The 25,153-nt window shown below is 41.6% G+C and carries 19 protein-coding genes; 11 read left to right on the forward strand and 8 right to left on the reverse strand.

The genetic code is table 11. The features are described from left to right. Positions 1-5: 5 nt before the first annotated feature. The 3 genes from C2M33_RS11910 (at position 6) to C2M33_RS11920 (ending at position 5,786) form a co-directional block, all read left to right on the forward strand. Complete coding sequence (locus C2M33_RS11910) at positions 6-1,403, forward strand: PhoH family protein (protein WP_105174520.1); 1,398 nt, start codon at positions 6-8, stop codon at positions 1,401-1,403. A gap of 62 nt (positions 1,404-1,465) precedes the next feature. Beyond that, positions 1,466-4,894, forward strand: coding sequence for a response regulator (locus C2M33_RS11915; protein ID WP_105174521.1), 3,429 nt, complete (start codon positions 1,466-1,468; stop codon positions 4,892-4,894). After that, entirely contained in the window at positions 4,863-5,786 is a 924-nt protein-coding gene (locus C2M33_RS11920) for a diguanylate cyclase (protein ID WP_063702044.1), read from the forward strand. Before C2M33_RS11915 ends, C2M33_RS11920 begins: the two co-directional genes overlap by 32 nt. 33 nt (positions 5,787-5,819) lie before the next feature. On the opposite strand, the gene C2M33_RS11925 is transcribed toward C2M33_RS11920, so the two are convergent. Next, positions 5,820-6,200 carry a DUF3192 domain-containing protein gene (locus tag C2M33_RS11925; protein ID WP_105174522.1) on the reverse strand — a complete coding sequence of 127 codons (381 nt, stop codon included), beginning with the start codon at positions 6,198-6,200 and terminating at the stop codon, positions 5,820-5,822. Between the two features lie 163 nt (positions 6,201-6,363). Next, positions 6,364-7,308, reverse strand: coding sequence for a D-2-hydroxyacid dehydrogenase (locus C2M33_RS11930; RefSeq protein WP_105174523.1), 945 nt, complete (start codon positions 7,306-7,308; stop codon positions 6,364-6,366). Between the two features lie 94 nt (positions 7,309-7,402). Here C2M33_RS11930 and zntR point away from each other — a divergent pair, with 94 nt between their 5' ends. The 4 genes from zntR (at position 7,403) to C2M33_RS11950 (ending at position 10,710) form a co-directional block, all read left to right on the forward strand. Beyond that, the gene (gene zntR / locus C2M33_RS11935) at positions 7,403-7,816 is read left to right on the forward strand and encodes a Zn(2+)-responsive transcriptional regulator (protein WP_082874003.1); all 414 of its coding nucleotides are present in this window, start codon (positions 7,403-7,405) and stop codon (positions 7,814-7,816) included. Beyond that, entirely contained in the window at positions 7,800-9,080 is a 1,281-nt protein-coding gene (locus tag C2M33_RS11940) for an SO_0444 family Cu/Zn efflux transporter (protein ID WP_063702050.1), read from the forward strand. The genes zntR and C2M33_RS11940 overlap by 17 nt, the downstream gene beginning before the upstream one ends. Before the next feature lie 154 nt (positions 9,081-9,234). Continuing rightward, entirely contained in the window at positions 9,235-10,365 is a 1,131-nt protein-coding gene (locus tag C2M33_RS11945; RefSeq protein ID WP_063702052.1) for a 1-acyl-sn-glycerol-3-phosphate acyltransferase, read from the forward strand. A gap of 99 nt (positions 10,366-10,464) precedes the next feature. Further along, on the forward strand, positions 10,465-10,710 hold the full coding sequence (locus C2M33_RS11950; RefSeq protein ID WP_063702055.1) for a DUF1289 domain-containing protein: 246 nt from the start codon (positions 10,465-10,467) through the stop codon (positions 10,708-10,710). Here C2M33_RS11950 and C2M33_RS11955 read toward each other — a convergent pair. Then, positions 10,707-11,411 (reverse strand): transporter substrate-binding domain-containing protein, encoded by a 705-nt coding sequence (locus C2M33_RS11955; protein ID WP_158685584.1) that lies wholly within the window; start codon positions 11,409-11,411, stop codon positions 10,707-10,709. The two genes, C2M33_RS11950 and C2M33_RS11955, sit on opposite strands and share 4 nt — an antisense overlap. Positions 11,412-11,560: 149 nt before the next feature. Here C2M33_RS11955 and C2M33_RS11960 point away from each other — a divergent pair, with 149 nt between their 5' ends. The 3 genes from C2M33_RS11960 to C2M33_RS11970 are packed head-to-tail and all read left to right on the forward strand — an operon-like array spanning position 11,561 to position 16,710. Continuing rightward, positions 11,561-11,761 (forward strand): DUF3283 family protein, encoded by a 201-nt coding sequence (locus tag C2M33_RS11960; RefSeq protein WP_054562754.1) that lies wholly within the window; start codon positions 11,561-11,563, stop codon positions 11,759-11,761. A gap of 2 nt (positions 11,762-11,763) precedes the next feature. Beyond that, positions 11,764-12,189 carry a GNAT family N-acetyltransferase gene (locus tag C2M33_RS11965; protein ID WP_105174524.1) on the forward strand — a complete coding sequence of 142 codons (426 nt, stop codon included), beginning with the start codon at positions 11,764-11,766 and terminating at the stop codon, positions 12,187-12,189. A 15-nt stretch (positions 12,190-12,204) separates the two neighbouring features. Further along, positions 12,205-16,710 carry an EAL domain-containing protein gene (locus C2M33_RS11970; RefSeq protein ID WP_105174525.1) on the forward strand — a complete coding sequence of 1,502 codons (4,506 nt, stop codon included), beginning with the start codon at positions 12,205-12,207 and terminating at the stop codon, positions 16,708-16,710. Between the two features lie 22 nt (positions 16,711-16,732). Here the strand turns inward: C2M33_RS11970 and C2M33_RS11975 are convergent, their stop codons facing one another. Next, entirely contained in the window at positions 16,733-17,680 is a 948-nt protein-coding gene (locus tag C2M33_RS11975; RefSeq protein WP_063702064.1) for an ion transporter, read from the reverse strand. A gap of 15 nt (positions 17,681-17,695) precedes the next feature. Beyond that, positions 17,696-20,365, reverse strand: coding sequence for a bifunctional acetate--CoA ligase family protein/GNAT family N-acetyltransferase (locus C2M33_RS11980; RefSeq protein WP_058586644.1), 2,670 nt, complete (start codon positions 20,363-20,365; stop codon positions 17,696-17,698). A 169-nt stretch (positions 20,366-20,534) separates the two neighbouring features. Between C2M33_RS11980 and C2M33_RS11985 the strand changes: the two genes are divergently transcribed. Then, entirely contained in the window at positions 20,535-21,251 is a 717-nt protein-coding gene (locus C2M33_RS11985; RefSeq protein ID WP_063702066.1) for an SIMPL domain-containing protein, read from the forward strand. Here the strand turns inward: C2M33_RS11985 and C2M33_RS11990 are convergent. From C2M33_RS11990 to C2M33_RS12000, 3 genes are all read right to left on the reverse strand, one after another. Continuing rightward, entirely contained in the window at positions 21,240-22,496 is a 1,257-nt protein-coding gene (locus C2M33_RS11990) for a lipopolysaccharide biosynthesis protein (RefSeq protein WP_105174526.1), read from the reverse strand. The genes C2M33_RS11985 and C2M33_RS11990 overlap by 12 nt on opposite strands. 4 nt (positions 22,497-22,500) lie before the next feature. Beyond that, complete coding sequence (locus C2M33_RS11995) at positions 22,501-23,184, reverse strand: hypothetical protein (protein ID WP_105174527.1); 684 nt, start codon at positions 23,182-23,184, stop codon at positions 22,501-22,503. Between the two features lie 99 nt (positions 23,185-23,283). Continuing rightward, positions 23,284-25,119: a DUF885 domain-containing protein gene (locus C2M33_RS12000; protein WP_105174528.1), complete on the reverse strand. Its 1,836-nt coding sequence runs from the start codon at positions 25,117-25,119 to the stop codon at positions 23,284-23,286. Positions 25,120-25,153 lie beyond the last annotated feature (34 nt).

Here is a 25,153-nt window from a genome sequence, read left to right on the forward strand (position 1 = left end):
GTGCTATGGAAAAAGCTTCGAACCTTGATAGTAAAATGTATGTGCTCGATACCAATGTATTACTCCACGAACCCCTCGCTTATTTATCTTTCCAAGAACATGATGTCGTTATCCCGATGACAGTATTAGAAGAGCTCGACCACATTAAAGATAGGAAACATGACGTCAGCCGTGACGCCCGTGTTGCTATTCGTGGTTTAGATGAAGTGCTAAAGGACGCTTCTCCAGAGCAAATGTTGCAGGGTGTCGCGCTCCCCAGCAATAAAAAGGCTAAAACAGAATCTCGTGGTCGCTTAATTATCGTTAATGACCATTTATTTGCAGACAGTATTTCGGGGTTACCTGGCAACGAAAACGACCATCGCATTATCAATTGTGCTGTTCATTTACAGAAGCAACACAGCGATAGCAAGGTTGTGCTTGTCACCAAAGACATCAATATGCGCCTCAAAGCGAAAGGGGCAGGGCTTAAATTTGTTGAAGACTACAGAACAGACCAATTAATTGACGACATAGCGTTGCTAACTAGCGGCTATAAAAAAATTGACGGTGATTTTTGGCAACAGGTTGGAGAATGCGAAACAGAGCAGCAAGGCCGAGATACCTATCATCATGTGGCAAAAAGCACGATTAGCGATGTGTTCTGTAACGAATATATTTTAGATGAAAGCGACCACTTTGCGGCTCGAGTAACAAGCTACGATGATAAACAAATTACTTTAAAAGATATCAGTGTTGAGCGTTTGATGAGCCATACCGCGTGGGGTGTTAAACCAAAAAATGTGTATCAAGGAATGGCACTTGATGCGCTGCTTGACCCAAGCATTGAGTTGGTGATTTTAACTGGCCCCGCTGGCTGTGGTAAAACCTTGCTCGCCCTTGCCAGTGCGCTTGAAATGATTATTGAAAAAGGCATTTACGATAAAGTTATTGTCACTCGTAATACCCCAGAGATTGCTGAGTCGATTGGTTTTTTACCGGGCACCGAAGAAGAGAAAATGGCGCCGTGGTTAGCTGCTATCACCGATACGTTAGAAGTGCTGCATAAAGGAGATGAGAATCCGATTTCAAGCCGTAATTACATTATGGAAAAAGCCAACGTACAGTTTAAATCGGTAAACTTTATGCGTGGTCGTAGTATTCAAAATGCTGTTGTTATTTTGGATGAGAGTCAAAACTTAACCGCATCACAGCTGAAGACCATTATTACTCGCTGCGGTGAAGGCACTAAACTCATTTGCTCAGGTAACCTAGCGCAAATTGATAGTAACTACCTCACGCCTGTGACCTCAGGCTTAACCTATATTGTTGAGCGTTTTAAAGATTTTGAGGGTAGTGCCACTGTTAACTTAAACGGTGTAGTACGTAGTCGTTTAGCCAGCTTTGCTGAAGAAAATTTATAACTTGCCAGTATACCTATGCCTCGTTAACCTAGCTGTTACCGAGGTAAGGTACTTATAAGCCAGTGAATTTTTTACCGTTAAAGCATTACTATCGCTCTTTAGCAGTGGCACTTATTGTGCCGCTGCTGGTGGCGTTTTTTTTGTGTTTACACTTATATAATTTAAAACTTGAGCGGGCGATAGAAAGCAGGCAAAACGGTTTTAATAATATCTCAGCTCAACTTAGCCATGCGATGAGTGCCGCAGATGGCCTCATTGACACCATGTTTAAACTCTACGAGCAGCCACTTTCTTATGATTTTGATCCTAGTTGGGCGCGCAATGTGAACCAGTTTGATCATTATTACTATCAAACCGTTGGTGATGGAGTAGGCGAGATAGTTGGGCAAGGAAAGTTTGCCTCAACCGCTTATGCAATTAATCAATGGCGACGAGTAATTGCCCTTGGTCCGTCTTTTAATACCACGCTGTCACTTATTCAATCTTTAGAAGCGGTTGCTTATGTTAATGAGCAAGGCTTTGTTTATATTAAGCGACGTAACACAGCAAAAAGTGAATTTTTGACCAGTGTGCTAGATAACAAGTTTCGGCCTCTATTAGTGAATAGCAACAAGCTTGCTTCGAGCCCCGTGTTGACTATTAATGGCCATGCCTACTTTGCAATTGGTAAGCAACGAGCAGCCAATAGTCGTGATTACATCGTGTTGATTTATGACCTTGAAGCAATTTCTAGTTGGTTAAAAAAAATATCGCCTAACTATGGTGAGTATATTTTTATCAACCAAGATAACCAAGTTATAGCCAGCTCAAAGACACAACTTAACACTGCCGTCAGTGCTAGCGAACATTGGCCTAATGTCGCTGTAGATATGCGCAAAAATAACCACAGTCATTTAGTGCAAGAAGCAACAAACTTACCTATTTACACTCGTTTCTATGAATCAAAGCAAGCCCTGAGTGAACCTGTAGGCTACGACATTTTTTTAGAATTCGCATTTTTGAGTGTGTTTTTAGTGATGATGTTCAGCGCTGTTTTTTGGTTGAGTCAGCGTATTTTTGTAAAACCAATGACGCACTTAATGAATTATCTTGAGCAGCATGATGAAGGCAAACAAGCGTTAGTTCATTATCGTATTCCAGTTGATTGGCAGCCTTGGTTCAGCCGTGTGAAAAAGGTGTTTAGCCGTAATGAAGAGCTCGTCCAATCTTTACAAGAGGCAAATAAAGCGCTTGATTCGCAAGTACAGGTAAAGTCAAAACAATTACGCCGTAGTATCGATGCGAAAGAGCGTCACTTAGCGTTATTAAATACCATGCTCAATAACGTACCGGATCTCATTTATTTTAAGAATATTGATGGCTCGTTTTTAGGCTGTAATAAGGCGTATGAGCGCTATATTGGTTTACCACAAGAAAAGCTAGTAGGGCAGCAGTTATGTGATATTAGTGATGATAACGGCGAGTTAAATGAGCTTGAAAAACAAGTCCTTAAAGATCGCCAAGCTTATCAAAAAAGATTGACCACCGAAGATAACAGTTATCTGTTTAGTATCGTGCCATTTTACAACGAGCATCAGCAATTTCTTGGCACCATGGCGATTGGTCGTGATATTACCGAGCAGCATAATGCGCTCAATGCATTACAAAGTTCTGAAGCGAAATTACGCAGTGCCATGGAATATGCCGCTAATGGGGTGCTGTTGGTATCGCTTGATGATCAGGTGCTGCAAGCAAACAAAGCAGCACGTAAAATCTTTGCAATTGAAAACGCCAATGATCTTAAATTAATAGACTTATTTGCTGAACAGTCTTATCAGACGTTAAAAAATACCCTGACAGAGCTATTGCATGAGAAGAAAAAAGTTTATCACTTTAGTCTTGAACAACAAGAGCAGCAGCGCTGGCTACAAATTAGTGTGTCATTAGTTTGGAATGCTGAGCAAACACCTGATTACTATGTTGTTCATGTACAGGATGTGACGGATTTAGTAAAAGCAAAAGATGATGCTGAGCGGGCAACATTAGCTAAAAGCCGCTTTATTGCTAACCTCAGTCATGAAATACGCACACCACTTAATGCTGTATTAGGCTTAATTGATGTTATCGCTTTACAAGGTTTAACACAGCCGCAGCGCAACCATGCCGAACAGGCAAAATCAGCGGCCAATAGCTTACTTACTTTACTGAATCGTATGCTCGATTTTGCCCGCGCCGAAAGCTCGCAAGTGCAAATTAATAAAGCCCCTTTTAGTGTGCCTGACTTAATCGACTACTGTGAGGGGATTACCGCTCCTTTATGTGCAAATAAAGATATCGAATTTAAAGTTGAATGCGATAAAAGCATTAGCGATAACTTGATGGGTGATCAGATTTGCTTGCAGCAGGTATTAGCTAATTTACTGACAAACGCAGCCAAATTCACCGAGCAAGGCACAGTAATATTAAACTTAATGTTGGTAGAAGAGTCAGCTGAGCAGCAACTCATTTGTTTTACTGTTAAAGACACGGGCATTGGTATTAGCAAGGCAGATCAAAGCCGCTTATTTGATGCATTTACTCAAGGTGATGAATCATTAACGCGCTCTCATCAGGGGGTGGGTCTAGGCTTAGCGATTGTTAAGTACGAAGTTGCGTTAATGGGAGGCGAAATTAAACTTGAAAGCGAAAAAGGCAAAGGCAGTGAATTTTGCTTTTGCTTACAGCTTGATAAAGCCGCAGAGCCTGTGAAAAAAGAGCTGGTTTCACTGCCTTCAAGTACTGACTTATCAGGGCTTTTAGTACTCGCTGTGGATGATAACCCGCTTAATTTAAGCATTATTAAAAGTATTCTAGAGCAAATTGATGTCACCGTTGTGTGTGCAAAAAATGGTGAAAAAGGCATTGAGCTGGCAAATAGCTTAAGGCCCGATCTCATTTTTATGGATATTCAGATGCCAGAGATGGATGGTTGCCAGGCAACGCGTATTATTCGTCAGTCATTCACCAAAGAGCAAATGCCGATTTACGCACTCACTGCACACAGTGAAAGTGAGGATATTGAGCATTCAATCGCGGCGGGGATGAATAAACACCTAACTAAACCGATTGTTGCTAGTAAGTTGTTTTTAGCAATGAGTGAACTTGATAACACAAAAGAAGTCTTTTTTGATCAAGCTTTTATACTGTCTCAGTTTGCAAACAATACTAAGTTAGTATTAACTATGTTATCAAAGTTTGCGACTATGGCAGTAGAGCAGTTATTACAAATCTCTACATTAAAAACTACCGATGAGTTGGTCCGTGTGGTTCATAATGTAAAAGGGTCAGCCGGAAATCTCGGTTTTAAGCGATTGTCAGCGTGCGCTCAGCAATGTGAAGCTAGGCTTAAGGTAGATGGCGAACTGCCCGAACAATTAAATGATGAGTTGCAATGGCAAATAAAACAGGTCATCGCATTTATCATCGAACAAGGATCTACTGATGTTGAAAAGAGCCAAGGTACTGATTGTTGATGACGATCCGTTAAACCGCTTGGTATTAGAGAAAACATTGCAGCAAGACTATGATGTTTTTTGTGTTGAGAGTGGCGAAAAAGCTCTGACGTTTTTAAAAACGCAGACTGTTGATTTGTTGATCTTGGATATTGTGATGCCAGGCATTGACGGCTACGAAGTGCTTACTAAGTTAAAAGAAAGCGCGGCCACCAGTATGCTGCCCGTAATATTTATTTCTGCCAATACCAGTCACGATGATGAAGCTAAAGGCCTTGAATTAGGCGCGATGGATTACATCACTAAACCATTTAGTGCAGCTATCGTGCGTGCCAGAGTGCGTAACCAGCTGCTGATCAAACAAAAAAATGACTTACTCGAAATGCTCGCCTCAATTGATGGCCTAACCGAGATCCCAAATCGACGTTATCTGGATGAAAATTTAGCACGAGAGTGGCGTCGTTGCCGTCGGGATCAAACCCCGTTATCGGTGTTACTGATGGATGTTGATCACTTTAAACGTTACAACGATTGCTATGGTCACCGAGCTGGTGATGATTGCTTAAAACAAATTGCTCATGCCTTAGTTGGGGCGTGTGAACGAGGCAGTGACTTTGTTGCGCGTTATGGTGGTGAAGAGTTTGCGGCAGTGTTACCCAATACTTCAGTGAAAGAGGCTATCTCGTTTGCAAATAAATTGCGCAATGCCGTGAATGAGTTAAACATTCCACACAAAGCGTCGCTAAATGCTGACCATGTCACAATTAGTATTGGTATTGCGACCACTGAAAATGGTCAGGTTTATGCTGAGCAAACCTTACTAGAGGAGGCTGATTTAGGTCTTTATCAGGCTAAGGATGCAGGGCGAGATCAGATAGTGTCGAGAATGATCGCAGTAAATGAACATGAGTAGGCGATTGCCTACTCACCCATTTTAAATTTCTTATTAGCCATTGCTAAGTGATTTATAAATCGTATCACCCACGCCAATTAACTTATCATTTTTAAATACAAGTGGCGTACACTCGTCTTTAGTCATCTTGCCATCAGAGTGAATGCTATGCGTTGCATAGAATAATACTTGATACACATCATCACCTTGCTTTAATAACTCGGTAAAGTTAGGTGTATTTAGTTTGTTTAATACCGTTTGGTAGCTTGTCTCTAATGCAAGATTAGAAATCACTTCACGATTATTTTTATGTTGTTGCTGCCAGCTAGATGAGCTTCCCGCCCAATGTGTATCGGCTTCGCCGTCAGAAACAGCAATGACACAACCAGTTAAAAATGGTGCAGTTAGCGCGGCAATTAGAAGTGCTTTTTTCATGTTCTTTTATCCCGAAGAAATTGTTTTTTAGTTATTCACTTAATAGCAAACTGCTTGCCAAACTTTTAAATCATAACTAAATCAATTGTTTATGTTGTTTTTAGTCAAAAGGCTAAGTTATAAATTACTAACTACTTAGCTCTATTGACTAATAAATTGCGATTTAGACCAACCTGTTACGCATTTCGCCTTGATTAAATGCTTGGATATTTAACGCAATTTCGTTAACTAAGCGCACGATAGATTCTTGGCTGGCCCATGCAATGTGTGGGGTAAGTAATAAGTTTGCACCTTTGTATTGTGCCAGCGGGTTTTCTTGCTCTGCGGGTTCTTTACTGAGTACATCAACACCGGCTCCGGCAATGACATTATTAGCTAATGCATCAGCTAAATCGGCCTCATTGATGACCCCACCACGAGCAGTATTAATGATAATAGCTGACGGTTTCATCATGCTTAATTCTGCCGCAGCGATTTGGTTGCGTGTTTCATCAGTAAGCGGGCAGTGAACACTAATAATATCAGCAGTGGTCAGGGCATCATTGAAACTAACACGACCTTCACGAGGCGTTTGGCCTTTTCGTTCACTGATGATGACATTGGCACCAAAGGCACGCGCTACATCGGCAACGGCTTTACCCAGCGAGCCATAACCAACAATAGCCAGTGTTTTGCCGGCAATTTCATTAAAGCTGTAATCTAAACGGCAAAACATGGGGCTTTGTTGCCATAAGCCTTGCTGGCAATCATTAATGAATCTGTGAGTATTACCCAGTAAATTAGTGATGAGGGTAAAGGTATGCTGCACTACACTCGGTGTTGAATAACCTGCGACATTGGTCACTGCGATGCCATGCTCTTTTGCTGCACCTAAATCAATGTTGTTAGTCCCTGTCGCTGCAACACATATTAATTTTAAATTAGGTAATTTGCTCATGGCGTGTTGATCAATCACCACTTTATTACTAACAACGACATCGGCATCTTGGCAGCGCTCAACAACCTGTTCTTGGGCGGTTAAGTCGTAACAGGTTAATTTACCTAATTGCGCTAGGGCATCTAACGACGTGTTGGCTAATGTTGCTGCATCAAGGACAGTAATATTCATGTGCTTTCCTTTTTTAATTTATTGCTTGACCTTGGGGTGTACTCCAAGGTTTATAGTGAGCATAATAATTAAACGCTTCACAATGGAGACGGTGATGAAAATAGGTGAGTTTGCACGCCAGTTGGGTGTCTCAACAGATACGCTAAGGTACTACGAAAAGCATGGTTTGTTAACGCCAAGTTCGCGCTCAGACGTGGGATATCGTTTTTATTCTGAGAATGACTATAAACAAATGGCGTTTATTCTCAGAGCAAAGAATGTTGGCTTTAGTCTGGCTGAGATCAAAGAGCTATTGCAAATCAAGTTTCATAAAGATCAGCATTCTTGTCATGAAGTTAAAGAAATGACGTTACAAAAACGCGATCTCGTTGCACAACGAATTGCAGAGCTTACTCGCTTTTATGACTCACTTTCATTATTAGCAGATAAATGTTGTGGCGGCGAAGAGCCTGCTGAAAACTGTTCAATACTAACGACGCTGGAGGATATCGATGGACTTACTCAATAATTTTTGGCATCTATTTTTACTCTCAGCGCCTTGGTTAATGCTGGGCTTATTCATAGCGGGTCTTCTCAATGTGTATTTGCCTGCTAACTTTCTTAATCGGCATTTAGGCAAAGAAGGGTTATGGACCACAGTTAAAGCAGCCTTTATTGGTGCTCCAATGCCCTTGTGTTCATGTGGTGTGATCCCTGCGGCTATTGGTTTAAGAAGGGCGGGGGCGTCAAAAAGTGCCACCACGGCATTTTTAGTTTCAACCCCTGAAACTGGGGTCGATTCGGTTTCGGTATCTTATGTGTTGCTTGGCCCATTTATGGCGGTGATACGTCCTATTGCCGCCGTGTGCAGTGCCATTGTGGCCGGTGTCTTAGTGGGCAAAGACAGTGAACTTCATCAACCGCAAAGTACACAATCAGATCAAGAAACTACTAAAAAAGACTCTTGTTGTAGTAGTAAACAACCTGAGCATAAGACCACAACGAGCTGTTGCAGTAAAGAGGCAACTGCTAAGCCCGCACAAAGTTGTTGTAGTAAGCAAACACCTCAAGAGCTTGAGCCTGTTAAAACAACAAGTTGTTGTAGTAGCAAGGGATCGCAACCAATTCAGGAGCCACAACACAGTTGCGCAACTGAAAAAGCAGCACCTTCGCAGAAAAGCTGTTGTAGCAGTGAGCAGTCAACTAAAGCCGTTGAAAGTCGTTTTAGCAAACTGAAACGTGCGGTGAGCTTTAGTTGTAACAAGCTGCTTGAAGACACCATGATTTGGTTAATGATCGGTTTATTCTTTGCTGCTCTGGTACAAACTTATGTTCCAGAATCTTTTTTAAGCCAGTGGGGTAATGGTATTTTTGCGATGCTGGTGGTTATTTTAATCAGTATTCCTATGTATATCTGTGCGACTGCATCGACACCTATTGCGGCAGGCTTATTACTCAGTGGTGTGTCTCCAGGGGCGGTGCTGGTGTTTATGTTGGCAGGGCCGGCAACCAACATTGCAACGCTTGGTGTGGTTGGAAAAGAGCTTGGCAAGCGTGCGGTATTTGCCTACCTAATTGGGGTGATTGGTACGGCGCTGGCATTTGGCTTTTTAACCGATTATTTAGTGGCGCAATATGGTTTTGTGGTGGCGCCGATGATGGGTGAAGAGCATGAAGTTCTACCACATTGGTTAAGCCTGATAGCAGGTATTGTATTGGCAATTTTAATCCTTAGATTACTGCTAAAAATGGTATTAAAAAAGTCGTCTCAAACTGGTAAGAGCATTGCGTAATTGTTTGTTGTAAAATAATTTTTTTAAATTTACTGGCATTTAACTTGGTTAACTACCGCGTCTCGGTTCGCATTTAAAATTGCCTGAGTTATAATCCGCCAATTATTTTTAACGGCACGCTCTGCGTGCCGTTTTTTAACTTAAGTAGTTTTTAATGAGTGAAAGTGTGGATAAATACGCCGACATAAGACCTTACAATGATGATGAAGTAGCTGATTCAGTAGCGCGTTTGATTGCTGATAATGCCTTTGTAGATGTAATCGCTAAGTATAACCTACCGCGCTTTTTATCGAACTTCCCATTTATTACTCGCCCATTAGTGCGCAGTCAGCTGCGTAAAAAGTGGGGCAACACCGCATCGGTTGAGCAAGTTCAGCATGAAGTGGCTGATTATTTAAATAAACTAATCACCCGTACGACTTCAGAAGTAACGTTTTCGGGCATCGATAAACTAGACCCAAAACAAGCTTACTTATTTATCTCTAATCACCGCGATATCGTGCTTGATCCTGCGTTGGTGAATTGGGGCTTGTTCAAGCACAACATGCCGACAGTTCGCATCGCAATTGGTGATAACTTACTGCAAATTCCTTATATCACTGAGTTAATGCGTTTAAACAAAAGCTTTATTGTAAAGCGCTCAGCGAAAGCTCCGAAAGAGATGTTAAAAGCGTTGTCGCAGCTGTCTGCTTATATCTATGACTCACTTGCTGAAGGCCACTCAATTTGGATAGCGCAAAAAGAAGGCCGAGCAAAAGACGGTTTTGACCAAACAGATCCAGCCTTACTTAAAATGTTGCAGTTACAAGGTCGCAAGCAGAAGAAAGAATTTGCTGAGTACGTTCGCGAGTTAAAAATTGTACCAGTGTCTATTTCTTATCAATACGAGCCTTGCGCGATTGCTAAAGCGAAAGAGCTTTATCACAAACAGCAACATGGTCAGTATGTGAAACAGCAGGGTGAAGACATTGCTAGTATTGTTGAAGGTTTTAGTACAGCAAAAGGGCATGTACATTTAGCGTTTGGTGAGCCAATTGAGTCTGGCTGTGAATCGCCTGAAGAGCTGGCAAAAACCATTGATCAGCAAATTGTTGATTCGTTTTTCTTACACCCAGGTAACTATATAGCGGGTGGTTGTACGCAAGCTGTGATTGATGAAAAAGATGCAGCAGCTTTTAACGAGCGCATCGCGAAAGTGCCAGAGGAGTTAAAACCTTTGGTATTAGCTATGTATGCTAAGCCTTTTCATCGTAAAGCAGAACTTGCCACAAGCGAATCTGAGTAAGCGAAACAGATAGTTTAAGAAGCCACTTTTTAAAGTGGCTTTTTTTATGGTTAATTTTCAGGCTATACTTTTACTATTACTTATTAACCGGCATTTGTGATGCAACAAATTGAAATATTTGAAATTCCAAGCCCTTGCAAAGGGATATGCCAAGTTAATAACCGGGGCTATTGTAAAGGTTGCTACCGTAGTCGTGACGAGCGTTTTTATTGGAATAAGTTTACCAATGCAGAAAAACGTAAAGTCATTAGCTTATGCCAACAGCGTTATAAACGTTACCTTCAGAAAAAACAGCAGGCAGAGCAACAACACACAAACCCTGAGCAAGGTGGCTTTGATTTTTAAAATTTACTGAGGTTGTATTTCGATTTTAAAAATTGCACCGTGCCGTTTTCATCAAGCTTTTTAAGTACTTTGGTCAGTTGCGGTATTATTGCCGCATGACGCTTATGAACAAAATGAAAGCTCTTCATCGGCATTAAAACTTGTTTATGGAAGGCTGTTTGGTCAAAACCAGGGTGCTTAGTCGACAATAAAAAGTCTAACAAGATTGTCCCATCAACACGTTTTTGCGTCAGTAAGTTAAGCTGCGCAGTGACATTTCTAACCTTGATCACATCGCCTTCAAATGGGTGGTTATCGATATAACTCTGAGCCGCCGGGTAGCTTGACTGAATTGCTAACGATTTAAGTTCTTCATATTGACATTGTCGGCAATTTTTCAGTAGCACTAAATTAAAATCAAAAAGTGGGTAGTCCACCTTCAATAAATTAGGATAATCATCTTTAACATCAGCAATACGGCCTAGCTGTCCATCGAGCACTCCTTGGTTTGCGGCAACCAGTGCATTTTGATGATTAAAATCGATTATATGGATTTCATAGCCAATTTCTTTGTATGCCATTTTCATTAAATCAATAACATAGCGAGCTTGTGGTGTATCGGCAGGGCGATTAAAGATCAGTAAATTGGTGCTGGCACTACTTGAGAAGCAAAAAAACAGCAAAAATAAGGCGAATCTGTGACTCAGATATTTTGACAACATGCGTTCCTTGCGTACATAAATTGCTCGTTAATTTACTGATATGTGTTTCCAAAATCAAGTTTATACGCGGGCTTTTAAACTAATAAAAGGGATTAAAGCCTGTTAATTTTGTTATACTTGCTAAATTAAAATTTTATTGCTGAGAAAGTATGAGTTTCAATCTATGTAAATTGCCACGAGAGCAAAAATATCAAATTCAACTGGATTACGAAGCGTCTTTTTGGGCTTACCAAATAAAGCGTGGTAAAAACACCCGTGAAGGTGTTTATACTGCAATAAATAGTCGTCCAATATCTGAGCAAGCGTTCTTAAAGCAGCAGTTTGAGCATTACCTTTCGCTAATGAGCTAACCATGACTGCGTTTAGATTTTGTTTACTTGAGCCAATTAAAACGCCGTTAGTAAATAAATTTTATGATAAACACAAGGCACGCGGTCGAGCGACCAAAGCTGACCAAGTATGGGTTGCCTACAAAGAGACAGAAATAATTGCCGCTTGCCGAGTTCAAAACCAAGCTGGGCTGTTATTTTTATCGACCCTTTATGTGGATGAAATGTGGCGGGGTCAAAAAATTGCTTCACAATTACTTGCTACCCTAACTGCATCACAAAAAGGGACGGTTTTTACCTTCGTGTACCAAAATCTGATTGATTTTTATCTACAAAATGGGTTTAACTATGCATTAACATTACCCAATTCTTTGCAATCGTTGTTTGAGGTATATGCGCATCGAAACGTAGTTGCGATGCACTTTACGCGTGACACAGTGCCAAGTTAGCAATTTGGAACGTCAATGACTAAGTTCTTCTCCAGTATAACGTTATTTTTTATTTTGACCTGTGGCTTGTTTAGCCATCCCGCAATCTCGCAGGTAAAACGTTTATCAACCAGTGAAGGCTTATCGCAAAGTTATGTAAACACCATGCTTATCGATAACAGTGGCTACTTGTGGTTATCAACTGAAGGTGGCCTCAATCGCTACGATGGTTATCAGGTGGTCCATATTAAGGGCCCTAATGGTGAGCTTGAAGATGCCATCATTGACCGTATTTACCAAGATCCACAAGGCTATATTTGGATAGCTTCGCTACAAGCGGGTTTATTCCGTTACGATCCCACTTCCGATACTTATCAGCAATTTATTGCTAAACCAACCACTGAAGAGCAAATTTTTATTGAGTCGGTGTTTAGTATGGTGGCTGTTGATGACAAAACACTGTGGCTAGGGCGTGGCTGGGATTTTGCCAAACTAGACTTAGAAACGAAAAAAATCACCTCTATTTTTGAAATACCTGAACGTGTAAAAAGCAGTGTTATTCGTGAGCTTTTCGCGTACCAAGGTTATATTTTTATGGGTACCAGTAATGGTGCTTATGTCTATGAGCTGGCATCAGGAAAAGTCCGTAAGCTTGATCATCTGCAAAATGAGCCAACTCATATTTATCAAAATTATGTCAAATCATTCGCTATTATCAATGAACAAACATTGCTAGTGGGTGCTGTTAGAGGCCTTTATCAGGTTGATATTAGTAATTTAAAAGCAATGTTTGATACCCCAGACATCGCCTTTAAAAATAAAACACTCATCAGTGAATTAAATATTTGGAAGATTATTCCAGAGGCTAACTCGATTACGCTTGGCACTGACAAAGGGTTATTTGAATATAACCTTGAAACAGGTGAGTTAGCTAAGAATATGCGCTTAAAAGAAAGTGGTTACACACTAGCTGACACCAGCATTATTGATATTGTGAAAGACCGCTCTGGTGGAATGTGGCTGGCAACTAAAAATGATGGGGCGTTTTATCAGTCATACGACAATTACAATTTTATTAATGTGACAGCCAATTCATTAAAAGGCGATGGGCTATCTCATCACTCAATTTGGAGTATTACTGAGTTTCAAAATCGTCTTTGGCTTGCCACCCATAATGGCTTAACAGCGGTTGATTTAGAAAACTACGAAAGTGAAGTGTTTTTGAAAGATTATCAGGTTGACTTAATTACCACTGAGTTTAGTGTTTATCAAGTTATGCCCTACAAAGATAAGTTATGGCTGCATACTAATCGCGGCATTTTAAGCTTTGATCCGAAAACAGGGCAGGCCACGCCTGTCAAAGCGGCAAACCCCGATAATCAGGTTTTAATTAACGATTGGGTGCACGGCATATTGTTGATGCCATCGGGCGATCTTTACTATGTTCATCCTGATTACGGTATGTTTGTTTATAATATTGATAGCCAGAAAGTAACCCGATTAGGCGGTAAATTTGATGAATTTGAGCCGTTTTTAGCCTACGGGTTTTTACCAGCGTTATCTTCAAAGCCTGATGCGCCATTATTTTATAATGCGGGTATTCTTTATCAAGTTGATCCCAAAACTTACGAGCTTTCGACGATTTACAAAGTGCCTGAACAGCATGAAAATGTTGCTGTGAATGTGATGTCTTACATCATAGATAACAATAATGTGTTGTGGTTATCGCTTTCAAACTTTGGCTTAATCGGCTTAGACGCCAGCACCTACGAACATATTTATACCATCGACCTTGAAAAGAATAAGTTAGGTACTTTGTTATACGACATGGTGCTAGATGAAGCGGGTATGATCTGGATGAGTAGCCACAAAGGACTTTGGCGACTAAACCCAGATAATTTACATTTTCAGCAATTTACGGGCTCAGAAGGGTTATTCTCAACCGAGTTTAATAGTGGGGCATTTACTAAGCTTGAGTCGGGGCAAATTGTCTATGGTACGCTAAAAGGCTTTACCTATTTTTACCCTATGGATAACCACTATCAGCAAGCTTTAATTGATCACGTAAATATTACCAACCTTGATTTAATGTCTCGTGATTTACCCGCTGAGCTAAAACAGCCAATCGACAGTGTTGTCCTTGAGCATGATGATATAGGCCTCGAAGTTGCCTTTTCGGCGATGGCATTTAACTATCAAGAACGTATCATTTATGAATACCAACTGGGTGATGGTCAAAAAACCTATACCCGCAATAACAACCGGGTGCTGTTCCCAAAACTCAGTGCAGGAAAATACCACCTTAAGGTATGGGCAAAAGATCCATTAACCGGCGATTTAACGCCGCCCGCTATTTTAAATATCGAAGTGAAATACCCCCCTTGGCGTGCGCCACACTTTATTGTTTTATATGTGATTTTGGTTGCACTGTTTGTTGCTGCTTGGGTGTTTAGACGTAACCGTATGCAACAAATACTGCTAGCTGCCCATAAAGAAAGTAAAGAGAGTGAAGCGCGATTGAAGCTTGCTCTTGAAGGCAGTCATTCAGGGGTTTGGGATTGGTCATCGCAAAGCCCAATTATTTATCAGCCGCGTCTTAAAAATGAGTTAGGCTATGAAACTGACAGCGTTAATTTAGATGACTATTTAGCAAAGATTCACCCACATGATAAACAAACTTTCCGTTTAGAGTGGCTAGAATTTTTATCAACGCAAAAAGGCTACTTCAATTGCACTTACAGACTACGTCATGCTGATGGCAATTGGCGTTGGTATAAAGACTTTGGCAAAGTGGTTGAGTGGCAAGATAGCGCCCCTGAAAAAGTTGCGGGCACTTACACAAATATGACCCGCGAACTGGTATTTGAAGAAAATGCCCGCTTGTTTGGTGCGGCATTTGAACAAACCCGTGACTGGGTGTTTATCTTAGATAAAAACCTGCGTATTCGTGCTACCAATAAGTCATTCCAAGATGCCTTTGGTTTCCCTGCAGAGCCTCGCTCTAGCCGCTCGCTCACACTTGGTATGCCTATCTCTACCCGTATTCATTATCTGCGTATTATGCAAACGTTGAAATCGGGCGAGCATTTCTCTGCCGAAGATGTGGTTGAAGTTGCCAGCGGTGAGAAACGCCAAGTATTAATAAAAATTAGCGCGGTGGCGGGCAGTAATCGCCAGCTTGATAGTTACGTCATTATTGTTACCGATATTAGCGCGCAAAAGCTGGCTGAAAGCGAGCTGCATTTACTGGCCAATTACGACGCTTTGACGGGGCTACCAAATAAAACCTTATTCAATGATCGGGTTATTCATGCCATTGAACAAGCTGATTACCATCAAACAAAAGTCGCCTTATTAAACGTTAATATTAAGCGCTTTAAGCACTTTAATGATTCGCTCGGACGTGAGGAATCAGATGAATTAATTAAGCGTGTTGCTAAGCGTTTAAAGCTCGTATTGCGCCCACAAGATAGCGTGGCTCGTTTCGATGGTGACGAGTTTGTGATCCTTGCTGAAGATTTTAAGCAGCTTGATGAGCTACTGCTGTTATGTGCAAAAGTAATGGATTGTGTCGATACCCATATTGAACTGAGCCAGCAAGCTGTAAAAGTGAACCTTAGCGTTGGTGTTGCTGTTTACCCAGATGATGCAAAGGATACCAAAGCATTGCTGAAAGCCTCTAATGTGGCACTGTATCACGCGAAAAGTCATGTCGAGAGTTGTTATCAATTCTATAAGCAAGAAATGAACTTGCAAGTGCAGCGTACTTTGCATCTTGAATCTCAGCTAAGCAAAGCCTATCAAGAGCACGAGTTTTGTAATTATTATCAGCCAATCGTGAGTGCACAAACAGGTAAAGTTGCAGGACTTGAAGTGTTACTACGTTGGCCTAGTAATGATGAATATAAACCAGAAGACTTTGCAAATGCTGCGGAGAGCTCAGGGCTAATTACCAAAATTATGTTGCAAACCCTTTCAAGGGCATTAATTGAGCTACGCCAGTGGCGTATCACGCATCCTGATTTATATGTTTCTATAAATCTCTCTGCCCTCGATTTTGAAAGCGAGAATCTAGTCGAGAAAATACATCAATCAATAAGCGCAATTAAAGTGCCTGCAAGCGCGTTAGTGTTTGAGATCACCGAATCAGTAATGATGCATGATTCAGATAAAGCGCAGCAAAGTATGGAAAAACTCAAAGCCCTAGGCTGTCGTATTTATATGGATGACTTTGGTACAGGCTATGCGTCACTGACCTATTTGAAACGTTTTCCGGTTGATGTGCTGAAAATAGACAAGAGTTTTGTCAACGACATCGGGGTCGATAAAGGTGATGAAGCGATTATCAACTCAACGCTTACCTTGGCAAAAAGCTTAGGGAAAGAGTGTGTAGCCGAAGGGGTTGAAAACCACACGCAATTGCAATTCTTACGCACTTTAGGTTGTGAATATTTCCAAGGTTATCTGTTTAGCAAACCTGTGGCAGGTGATGAAGTAAAAGCGCTTTTAGATACTCAATGGGATGAGGAATTTTTAGGGTAAAGCCAAAGCTTTACCCTTTTCGTTAATCTTGGCGTTTTCCGCAGTGGCGGCAATATAAGTTACGATTGCGGTTTTTAAGTTCGTTATGAATCGCTTTATTCGCCTCTTGCTGACTTAAACCCAGTTTATACCGTAAGTTTTCTAAGTGTTCTTCTTCAACCGGCGATAAATGCCCATCTTCAACGGCTTCGTGGACTGCATCGGTAAACACTTGTCTGCGTTTACGTAACTGCTCAGAAAAGCTTGAGGCCAACAAACCAGTTGGAATAGCCACCATGCCCATACTAACTAGTGTGATGGCACCACCAAATAAGCGACCAAGGGGAGTCACAGGTACGACATCGCCATAACCAACGGTTGTTAATGTCACCATGGCCCACCACATCGCAGCAGGAATAGAGCCAAATTTATCGGGCTGCACATCGTGTTCAATTAAATAAATACCGCATGAGGCAATGATCAAGACCACAGCCATAATAAAAAATGCCGCAAGCAGTGAGCTGCTTTCTTCTTTAAATGAATTTAATAATAGCTGCATCGCCCTTGAATAGCGGGTCAGCTTAAAGATACGCATTAACCTAAGCACTCGTAAGAAGCGTAAATCAACACTCACAAAGACCATCAGAATGGTGGGTAAAATCGCGATCAGATCAATCAGCGCCAACGGCGAAAAGAAATATCTAATGCGAATTTTTGAGTTTGTTAATGGGCTTTCTTTATGCACGCTTTTATCTACACAAGACCAAAGTCTGAGCACATATTCTAAGGTGAAGATACCGACAGAAATCAGCTCAATCATTAAAAATTCGTGATGATATTGCTTTGCTAAAGGGCCAACCGACTCCAGTACAATTGCCACCACATTGACCATGATCAGCGACATCAAAAATACGTCGAGTGCGCGTCCTATACGTCGATATTTACCGTTACCTTCAAAAACTCGTGCAGTGTAATTTCTTAAACGATGCAAAATAGTGATCCAGTTTTAGTTAAGTTTTAGCACCATATTTATGCTGCCTTCTTCAAAGTCGCGGGTGATCTTAAACCCGAGTTTTCGTGCCAGTTCAATCATGCCGGTGTTTTCTGGCAAGGTGATACCTGCAATTTGTTTAACGCCTTGGTTTTTACAATGCTCAATTGCCGCGTTCATTAATATTGTGCCAAGCCCTAAACCTTGGCAATCAGAGCGCACCACAATTGCAAATTCCGCATCGAGCTTGTCTGGATCCATCAATACACGAGATACCCCTAATGTACAGGCTGAACCATTTTGCTCTTGGCTGACAATAAACGCCATTTCTCGGTCATAATCAATTTGCGTCATTTTCGCGAGCTGATCATGGTTGAATTGCGGTAATTCACCGAAGAAGCGCTTATATCTGTCTTCTTTACTCAATGATTGATCAAACTCTAAGTGTGCTTGCTCATCTTCCGGTTTGATAGGTCTTAGCTGTGCTTGGGTATTGTTTTTAAGGGTTACTTCTTTAACCAATTCAATCGGGTAGGGGCGAATACACAAGCGCTTACGGTTCGCTTTTGCTTTATAACGGCTAAGGCCAATGGTTGCATCAAGTACCAAAAACTGACCGTTGCTGGCTAAAATAGGGTTTAACTCAACACTAGTAATATCAGGTTGGTCGATAACCAGCTGCGAAATGCGGGTGAGTAGGGCACATAAACGGTATTTATCGACTTTTTCTGGTAGTACGCGGTCTTTAAGTACGCCTTTATCGTGCGCCGCAGCAATCAGGTATTTTGCCAAGTTCATATTCAGTGGCGGTAATGCCACTGCAGCTTGAGCGAATTCAAGTCCGGTGCCTGCTTCACCCAGTAAGATCACTGGGCCAAAATTAGGCTCTGTTTTTATAGCGATACGTAGCTCATTAGCACCCGCTCGTGGCGCCATCTTTTGCAGTGAAAAACCTTCTATATGGGCATCAGGGTAGGTGTTTTTGATTCGTAGCAGCATGGCAAAGGCTGTTTGTTCAACTTCTTGCGCATCATTTAAATTAAGGACCACACCACCGACTTCTGATTTTGAAGGAATACTTGGGCTAATTAATTTTAACGCTACCGGAAAACCCAGTTCGATAGCTTGCTCTTTGGCTTCTGTTGGTGTGTAAGCAACCTCAGTTTGAATACAATCAATACCATAATGAGTGAGAATTTGGCTTGCTTCATGGGTTGATAAATAGCTTTGCTCTTCGGCTAAAAACTCATTCACTACAGTGCGTGCTGCGTCTTTATTTATTTTTGCATCATCGGTGTTCGATTCTGGCGTTTGCGTTAAATGTTTTTGGTTACGACGATAACTTACCAAGTGCATAAACGCACCAACCGCACCTTCAGGTGTACGGTAGGTCGGAATGGCATTATTAGCGCAGACCTTACGCGCGGCATACGCGGCATCTTCACCCATAAAGTTCGTCATAACATAAGGGCGTGCCATCTTCGGGATTTTCTCTAAGGTTTCAACAATGATCTCTGCATAATCTTCACTCGGTGCAAGCGCAGAAGGGGTGTGAATGATCAGCAGGTTTTTAACTTCTTTGGCTTGCAGCAAGATTTCTAACGCTTGTTGATAGCGTCTTGGCGCTGAGTCACCAAAAATATCCACCGGATTCGAGGTCATTTCTGATTGCGGAATCACTTTATTAAGCGCAGCTCTGGTCTCGTCGCTAAGCTCTGCCAACTTTCCTGAGCTTTGCAAGAGCGTATCCACAGCCATGACACCTGGGCCGCCGCCATTGGTTAAAATAGTCAGTTGCTCGACTTTAAGTAGTTTGGGGTGCATTGCTAGCGTTTGTGTAGCAGCAAAAAGCTCTCGTAAGTCGTTTACTCTTAACATACCCGCTCGTTGGAATAGCGCATCATAGACCGCATCTGAGCTTTGTTTGCCACCAGTGTGTATTTCTGCAGCAAGGGCTCCGGCACTGGTTTTACCGGTTTTAATAGCAATTACGGGTTTACTAAACGCAGCGGCTCGCGCTGCAGAAATAAAGCTGCGAATATCTTCTATATTATCGATATACAACAAAATAGCCTTGGTTTTTGCATCGCGGCCTAAAAAGTCGAGTAACTCATCAAAGTCGATATCAAGGCAATCACCTACAGACACAAAATATGAAAAGCCAATCTCTTTGTTCTTCGCCCAATCAAGAATCGTTGAGCAAACCGCGGCCGATTGCGACACAAAAGCGAGCTTTCCTGGGCTTGCAACTGTGTGCGAAAAACTAGCATTTAAGCCAATGTGAGGAATCAGCAAGCCCAAGCAATTAGGCCCAAGTAAAGACACATTAGCCTCAGCAGCTGCTTCTTTCAGTGCGTGCTTTTGGTCGGCGTTTAAACCCGCAGCAATCACCACTGCATGTTTACAGCCAAGCTCTCCAAGCTCATTAATGATGTTGATTAAGGTGTTTTTATTAGTACAAATAACCGCAAGATCAGGCACTTTAGGTAGTGCAGCAATGCTCGGGTAGGCTAATACGCCGTGTACAGCGCTGTGATTTAAGCTAACAGGCATGATTGGGCCTTTAAAGCCCCCTTGTAAAAGGTTGCGCATAACCACAAAGCCCGCTCGGTTAGGGGAATTTGAGGCGCCAATGACCGCGACTGATTTAGGGTTAAAAAATTGGCTAATACGTTTAACGCTCATGCTGTTTCCTTCGCTTGCGCTGTTTGTTAAAACTTCAGGGTCTGTTAAGTTTAATACACCCAAACTAGAACCGACACGCTTCTAAAGTATTAAAAGTTATACTCATAAGATAACCTGTTTATAACTACTTTTCGAGTCAAAAACAGTGACCTACATCAAGGAGAAAAGCATGAATAAAGCGCAACCATTTAATATCGTTATTGCAGCGTGTGCATTGGCGGTTGGTTTGCTTGGATTAGGTTTTATTTTGAAAAGTGCAGCCCTTGATGTGAAAGGCATGGAGCGCACTGTTCATGTTAAAGGGTTAGCCGAAATGGAAGTGCCAGCCGACACCGTTATTTGGCCACTGCAGTTTTCTGATGCCGATAACAACCTTGAAAAATTAGTGGGGCGGGTTGAAGAGAAAAGTGATGCAGTCGTTGCCTTTTTAAAGCTGCATGGCTTTAGCGACGAAGAAATTAGTCTGGGTAGTCAGTCAATTATTGATAAACAAGCCCGTGAATATGGCGGCGAGAATCAGCAGTTCCGTTATATTGCTCGCAGCAATGTGATTGTTTATTCGAATGATATTGAAAAAGTACAGCATGCGTTAGGCGAAGTAAGCCAATTAGCCAAGCAAGGTATCGCGATAGTGCAAGATAACTACGAAACGCGTATTCAGTATTTGTTTAATGGCTTAAATGAAATCAAGCCAAATATGATTCAAGAGGCAACCGAAAAAGCCCGTGAAGTAGCAATGAAATTTGCTAAAGATTCACAGTCTAAGCTGGGTAAAATTAAAACCGCCCACCAAGGCCAGTTTTCAATTTCTGATAGAGACTCAAATACACCTCAGCTGAAAAAAGTACGTGTTGTTACCAGTGTCGAATATTATTTATCTGACTAAACCCAATACCACAGATAAAGGCAGCCGCATGCGTGTACACACAATCACCATGCGGCATAGCGCACCAAGCATAAAGCCACCACTAAACGCAACAGCCACGCCCATTAAGCCAAACTGATCTTTTAAAATTATAGCCATCAATACGGTGACACTGGTTGCGCCTAGTAATACGTACAAGTTGATGAGTGGGTTGCCTTTTAATTTGATCATGCTACTCGCTAAAATTCTCGCTGGTAGTAACAATTGCCCGAGTAACAGCAGCATTAAAATCCAAAACCCTTCTTGTAATTGGCTTTCGCCATAGAGGCTGAGTAGTGGTTTTGCGAGCAAGGCGAGTAGCAAGATAGCGGCAAAGTTAAAGCGCCACACTACTTTCATTAACTCGCTCAGTTGCTGTTCGGTATTTTCGTTAGCCATTAAAATGGGTTTTAAATATTGGTTGGCCGCATTGCCTAAAATCGTCAGTAAGCCGGCGATCACTACCGCAGGAAAGAAGATACTCACGCCTTGTGCACCAAACCAGTGATGCACCAATAATACATCGAGTTTTGCTACTAATACGGTGCCTGCGCCACTGGCGAGCATGATCAAGGAGTCTTTACACCATTGCTTAGTTTGGTAGCGGGCAGTCCCTGCGACGATCATTTTTTTGATTAGCCAATATTGATAGCTGACTACACACAAGATACTACAAAACAACAAGATACAAATCTCGACTAACGATAAGTCCCCACGTATCAAATAAACTAAGAAACAAAACCCTGCGGTTAATAATTCAAAGATACATTGCTGTGTTATTAGGCCTATTTTAGGTTTATTTAACGCCACTAAAAAAGCCGATTGGCTTTGCATAATAGCGCCAATCGGCACCAGTAACAGTAAATAAACTACATGCTCTTTGGCACTTTGATGCGGTGAAATAGCCTGAAAGCTAATCACCACCGCAGCGACAAAAATCACCCCGAATAAACACGATGCAGCTAAATATACGTGTTTTAAGCCCCGTAATAACTCATGTTGCTGAGCCTTGTAGAGCGGATAGCTAATACGCATTAAAGACGATGCAAAGCCCATACTCGCAGGTAACAAAAGAATTTCACAAAGTGCGAGTAACGCCGCAAAAGTACCAAACTCATCACTACTTAATAACCTTGCAAGGCACAAGGTGAGCACAATACGGCTACCATGATTAAGAGCGGTAAAACTACTGAGCGATAAAAACGCTTTAACAACATCCTTATTCATCGGGTTATTGATTAAGCGCGTTTAATAACTGTGCCGTTGGCACTTGCAAATAGGCCGCGCAAAGCAGCACTTTGCTGTCGGCATTCGTTGGTTGATTGGTACCATAGAATTGCTTAAGGGTATTTACCAAGGCGCTGACTGCACTAGGGCTGTGACTTTGGTCGACTTCCATCATGGCTAATAACGCAGAGAATTCATGTTTGGCTAGCATTTGAGTCGTGCTGTTTAGTGCTATAAAACAACCAATTGGAGAGAGCTGCTGCTTATTTAATGTTTTTAACGCAACACCTAAGCTTTCGTTGCTTTCAAATAACATTAACGAACGCAAGTAATTAAAGGGAAGTTTATCTGCTTGGCACTGCGTAAATAAATGATGTAGTAGGGTGTTACCTTGGTTGTCGGTAATACAAAAGGCATTTTGAAACTTAAGCCCTGGAGTAAAAAAGCTTAGCTTATCGATATCATCAATCAAGGCAACCGCTTCACTTGGCAGCGGGCTAGCTTCGAGTAAATGCGCTGCAACATTTTGTAAAAACAAGTATTTTACTTCACTACTGCACGCTAATTGATAGATGTGTTGTAATTGTGCCGCTTGCAAAACCCCCGAAACACTTTGGTAATCGGCAATGAGTTCTTTTAATTGGTGATGCTGAAGTCGGCTGTTCAATTGCTCTATAGCGCTTTGCATGAAAATACTCGTTTTTTATTATTTATACATTTATAGCTCAACTACTTGTTTAAATAAATAAAAAAGGCCGCTGAGCGGCCTTTTTCAAGTCTTTATTGTTTAAGCTGCTTGTTTCTTAGCAACCCATTGGTCAACAAACTTCTCAAGTACGTTTAATGGTACAGCACCATTTTTAAGTACGACGTCGTGGAATTCACGAATATCGAATTTATCACCTAGTTTTTCTTTAGCCGCTTCACGAAGCTCTAAAATTTTCAACATACCTACTTTGTATGCCGTTGCTTGTGAAGGCATTACAATGTGACGCTCAACCATTTTAACGCCATCAGAGGTTGCGTTAGGTGTGTTATTTACGTAGTAGTCGATACCTTGTTGACGCGTCCACTTCATAGCGTGGATACCGGTATCTACAACTAAGCGACATGCACGCCACAATTCCATTGAAAGACGACCAAAGTCTGAATAAGGGTCTTCGTATAAGCCCATTTCTTTTGGTACTAGCTCAGAGTATAAACCCCAGCCTTCAACATACGCTGTGTAGCCACCAAACTTACGGAACTTAGGCACGCCTTCAAGTTCTTGCGCGATAGCAATTTGCATGTGGTGACCTGGAATACCTTCGTGGTATGCAAGTGCTTCCATTTGGTATGTTGGCATTGCTTCCATATCGTATAGGTTTGCGTAATAAATACCTGGGCGAGAACCATCTGGCGCAGGTTGTTGGTAGAACGCTTTACCTGCTGCTTTTTCGCGGAATGCTTCTACAGCTTTAACTTTAAGGTCAGCTTTTGGCTTAACAATGAATAACTCATCTAGGCGAGATTTCATGTTATCGATAAGGGCCGTTGCTTCATCAAGGTAACGTTGTTTACCTTCAGCGGTATTCGGGTAGTAGAACTGCTTATCAGTTTTCATGAATTGCATGAATGCTTTAAGGTCACCTTTAAAGCCAACTTTGTCTTTGATTGCACGCATTTCGTCGTGAATACGCGCAACTTCAGCTAACCCGATAGAGTGAATTTCTTTCGCTGTTAAATCAGTTGTTGTGGTACGTGCTAGCGCATTGTTATAGAACGCTTCACCGTCAGGGAATTTCCAAGCACCGTCACGGTCATCTGCGCGTTTTTCTAACTGAGCTAAAAAGTTAATTAGCTTAGTGTAAGAAGGTTTAAGAGCCGCTTTTAGGGCTTTTTCAGCATCGCTGATAAGTGCTGATTTTTCGCTATCTGCAATCTCTAGAGCGTTAACTTTACGTTTAAAGTCAGCAAGTAATGTTGAATCTTCACCATCATTAAACGGTGCGCCGCGTAAGATGTTTTTGCTTGAATCAATAACATGTGGGAATACAAACTTAGGCGCGATGATACCTTCATCTGCACGTACTTCTAAATCAGTGATTAATTGATCAATGACCGCTGGTACACCATTTAAACGCGAGATATACGCTTTTGCATCAGATACATCAGCAATCTGATGTTGGTTGATTAAAAACGCAGGGATCATCGAGTGAACCCCAAACATTTGGTTCACAGGGTAGTTGTAATGACGCCATTTGAAATCAGCAATTTCGTTTTCTAAGTCTTGTTTTTTAAGGTCGTAGCTTACTTTTGTTGCGTCATCTAATAAATCACGATTAATTGCATTCAATGCAACTAAGTCAGCTTTAGTTTGTTCAAAGTCAGCTAAAACGCGCTCTTCGCTACCATCATCCCATTTATCGTAATCTTTTTTGATACCCATGTATGTTTGGTAGACAGGGCTTTTCATTACGTCACGGTTAAAAGTATCTTCGAAGAAAGCATTTGCTTTATCGATTTCACTTTGAACAGGTTGGCTTTGTACGCTTGGCGCAGGCGTTGGTTGCTCTTGCATTTGTTGGCAGCCACCAAGTAATGCAACGCTTACCGCCGCAGCGATGAAGGTCAATTTACGCATTTTAATTCCTTTGTTGTTGTTAGAAATATAATTA

It is taken from the genome of Pseudoalteromonas sp. T1lg122, from assembly GCF_002964825.1.
Taxonomy (GTDB): Bacteria; Pseudomonadota; Gammaproteobacteria; order Enterobacterales; family Alteromonadaceae; genus Pseudoalteromonas; species Pseudoalteromonas gelatinilytica.

Coding starts and splice junctions, on each gene's coding strand:
- C2M33_RS11970 (WP_105174525.1), top strand. CDS start 12,205: ATGACTAAGTTCTTCTCCAGTATAACGTTATTTTTTATTTTGACCTGT.
- C2M33_RS11945 (WP_063702052.1), top strand. CDS start 9,235: ATGAGTGAAAGTGTGGATAAATACGCCGACATAAGACCTTACAATGAT.
- C2M33_RS12000 (WP_105174528.1), bottom strand. CDS start 25,119: ATGCGTAAATTGACCTTCATCGCTGCGGCGGTAAGCGTTGCATTACTT.
- C2M33_RS11995 (WP_105174527.1), bottom strand. CDS start 23,184: ATGCAAAGCGCTATAGAGCAATTGAACAGCCGACTTCAGCATCACCAA.
- C2M33_RS11985 (WP_063702066.1), top strand. CDS start 20,535: ATGAATAAAGCGCAACCATTTAATATCGTTATTGCAGCGTGTGCATTG.
- C2M33_RS11930 (WP_105174523.1), bottom strand. CDS start 7,308: ATGAATATTACTGTCCTTGATGCAGCAACATTAGCCAACACGTCGTTA.
- C2M33_RS11910 (WP_105174520.1), top strand. CDS start 6: ATGGAAAAAGCTTCGAACCTTGATAGTAAAATGTATGTGCTCGATACC.
- C2M33_RS11950 (WP_063702055.1), top strand. CDS start 10,465: ATGCAACAAATTGAAATATTTGAAATTCCAAGCCCTTGCAAAGGGATA.
- C2M33_RS11990 (WP_105174526.1), bottom strand. CDS start 22,496: ATGAATAAGGATGTTGTTAAAGCGTTTTTATCGCTCAGTAGTTTTACC.
- C2M33_RS11955 (WP_158685584.1), bottom strand. CDS start 11,411: ATGTTGTCAAAATATCTGAGTCACAGATTCGCCTTATTTTTGCTGTTT.
- C2M33_RS11980 (WP_058586644.1), bottom strand. CDS start 20,365: ATGAGCGTTAAACGTATTAGCCAATTTTTTAACCCTAAATCAGTCGCG.
- zntR (WP_082874003.1), top strand. CDS start 7,403: ATGAAAATAGGTGAGTTTGCACGCCAGTTGGGTGTCTCAACAGATACG.
- C2M33_RS11925 (WP_105174522.1), bottom strand. CDS start 6,200: ATGAAAAAAGCACTTCTAATTGCCGCGCTAACTGCACCATTTTTAACT.
- C2M33_RS11965 (WP_105174524.1), top strand. CDS start 11,764: ATGACTGCGTTTAGATTTTGTTTACTTGAGCCAATTAAAACGCCGTTA.
- C2M33_RS11960 (WP_054562754.1), top strand. CDS start 11,561: ATGAGTTTCAATCTATGTAAATTGCCACGAGAGCAAAAATATCAAATT.
- C2M33_RS11940 (WP_063702050.1), top strand. CDS start 7,800: ATGGACTTACTCAATAATTTTTGGCATCTATTTTTACTCTCAGCGCCT.
- C2M33_RS11920 (WP_063702044.1), top strand. CDS start 4,863: ATGTTGAAAAGAGCCAAGGTACTGATTGTTGATGACGATCCGTTAAAC.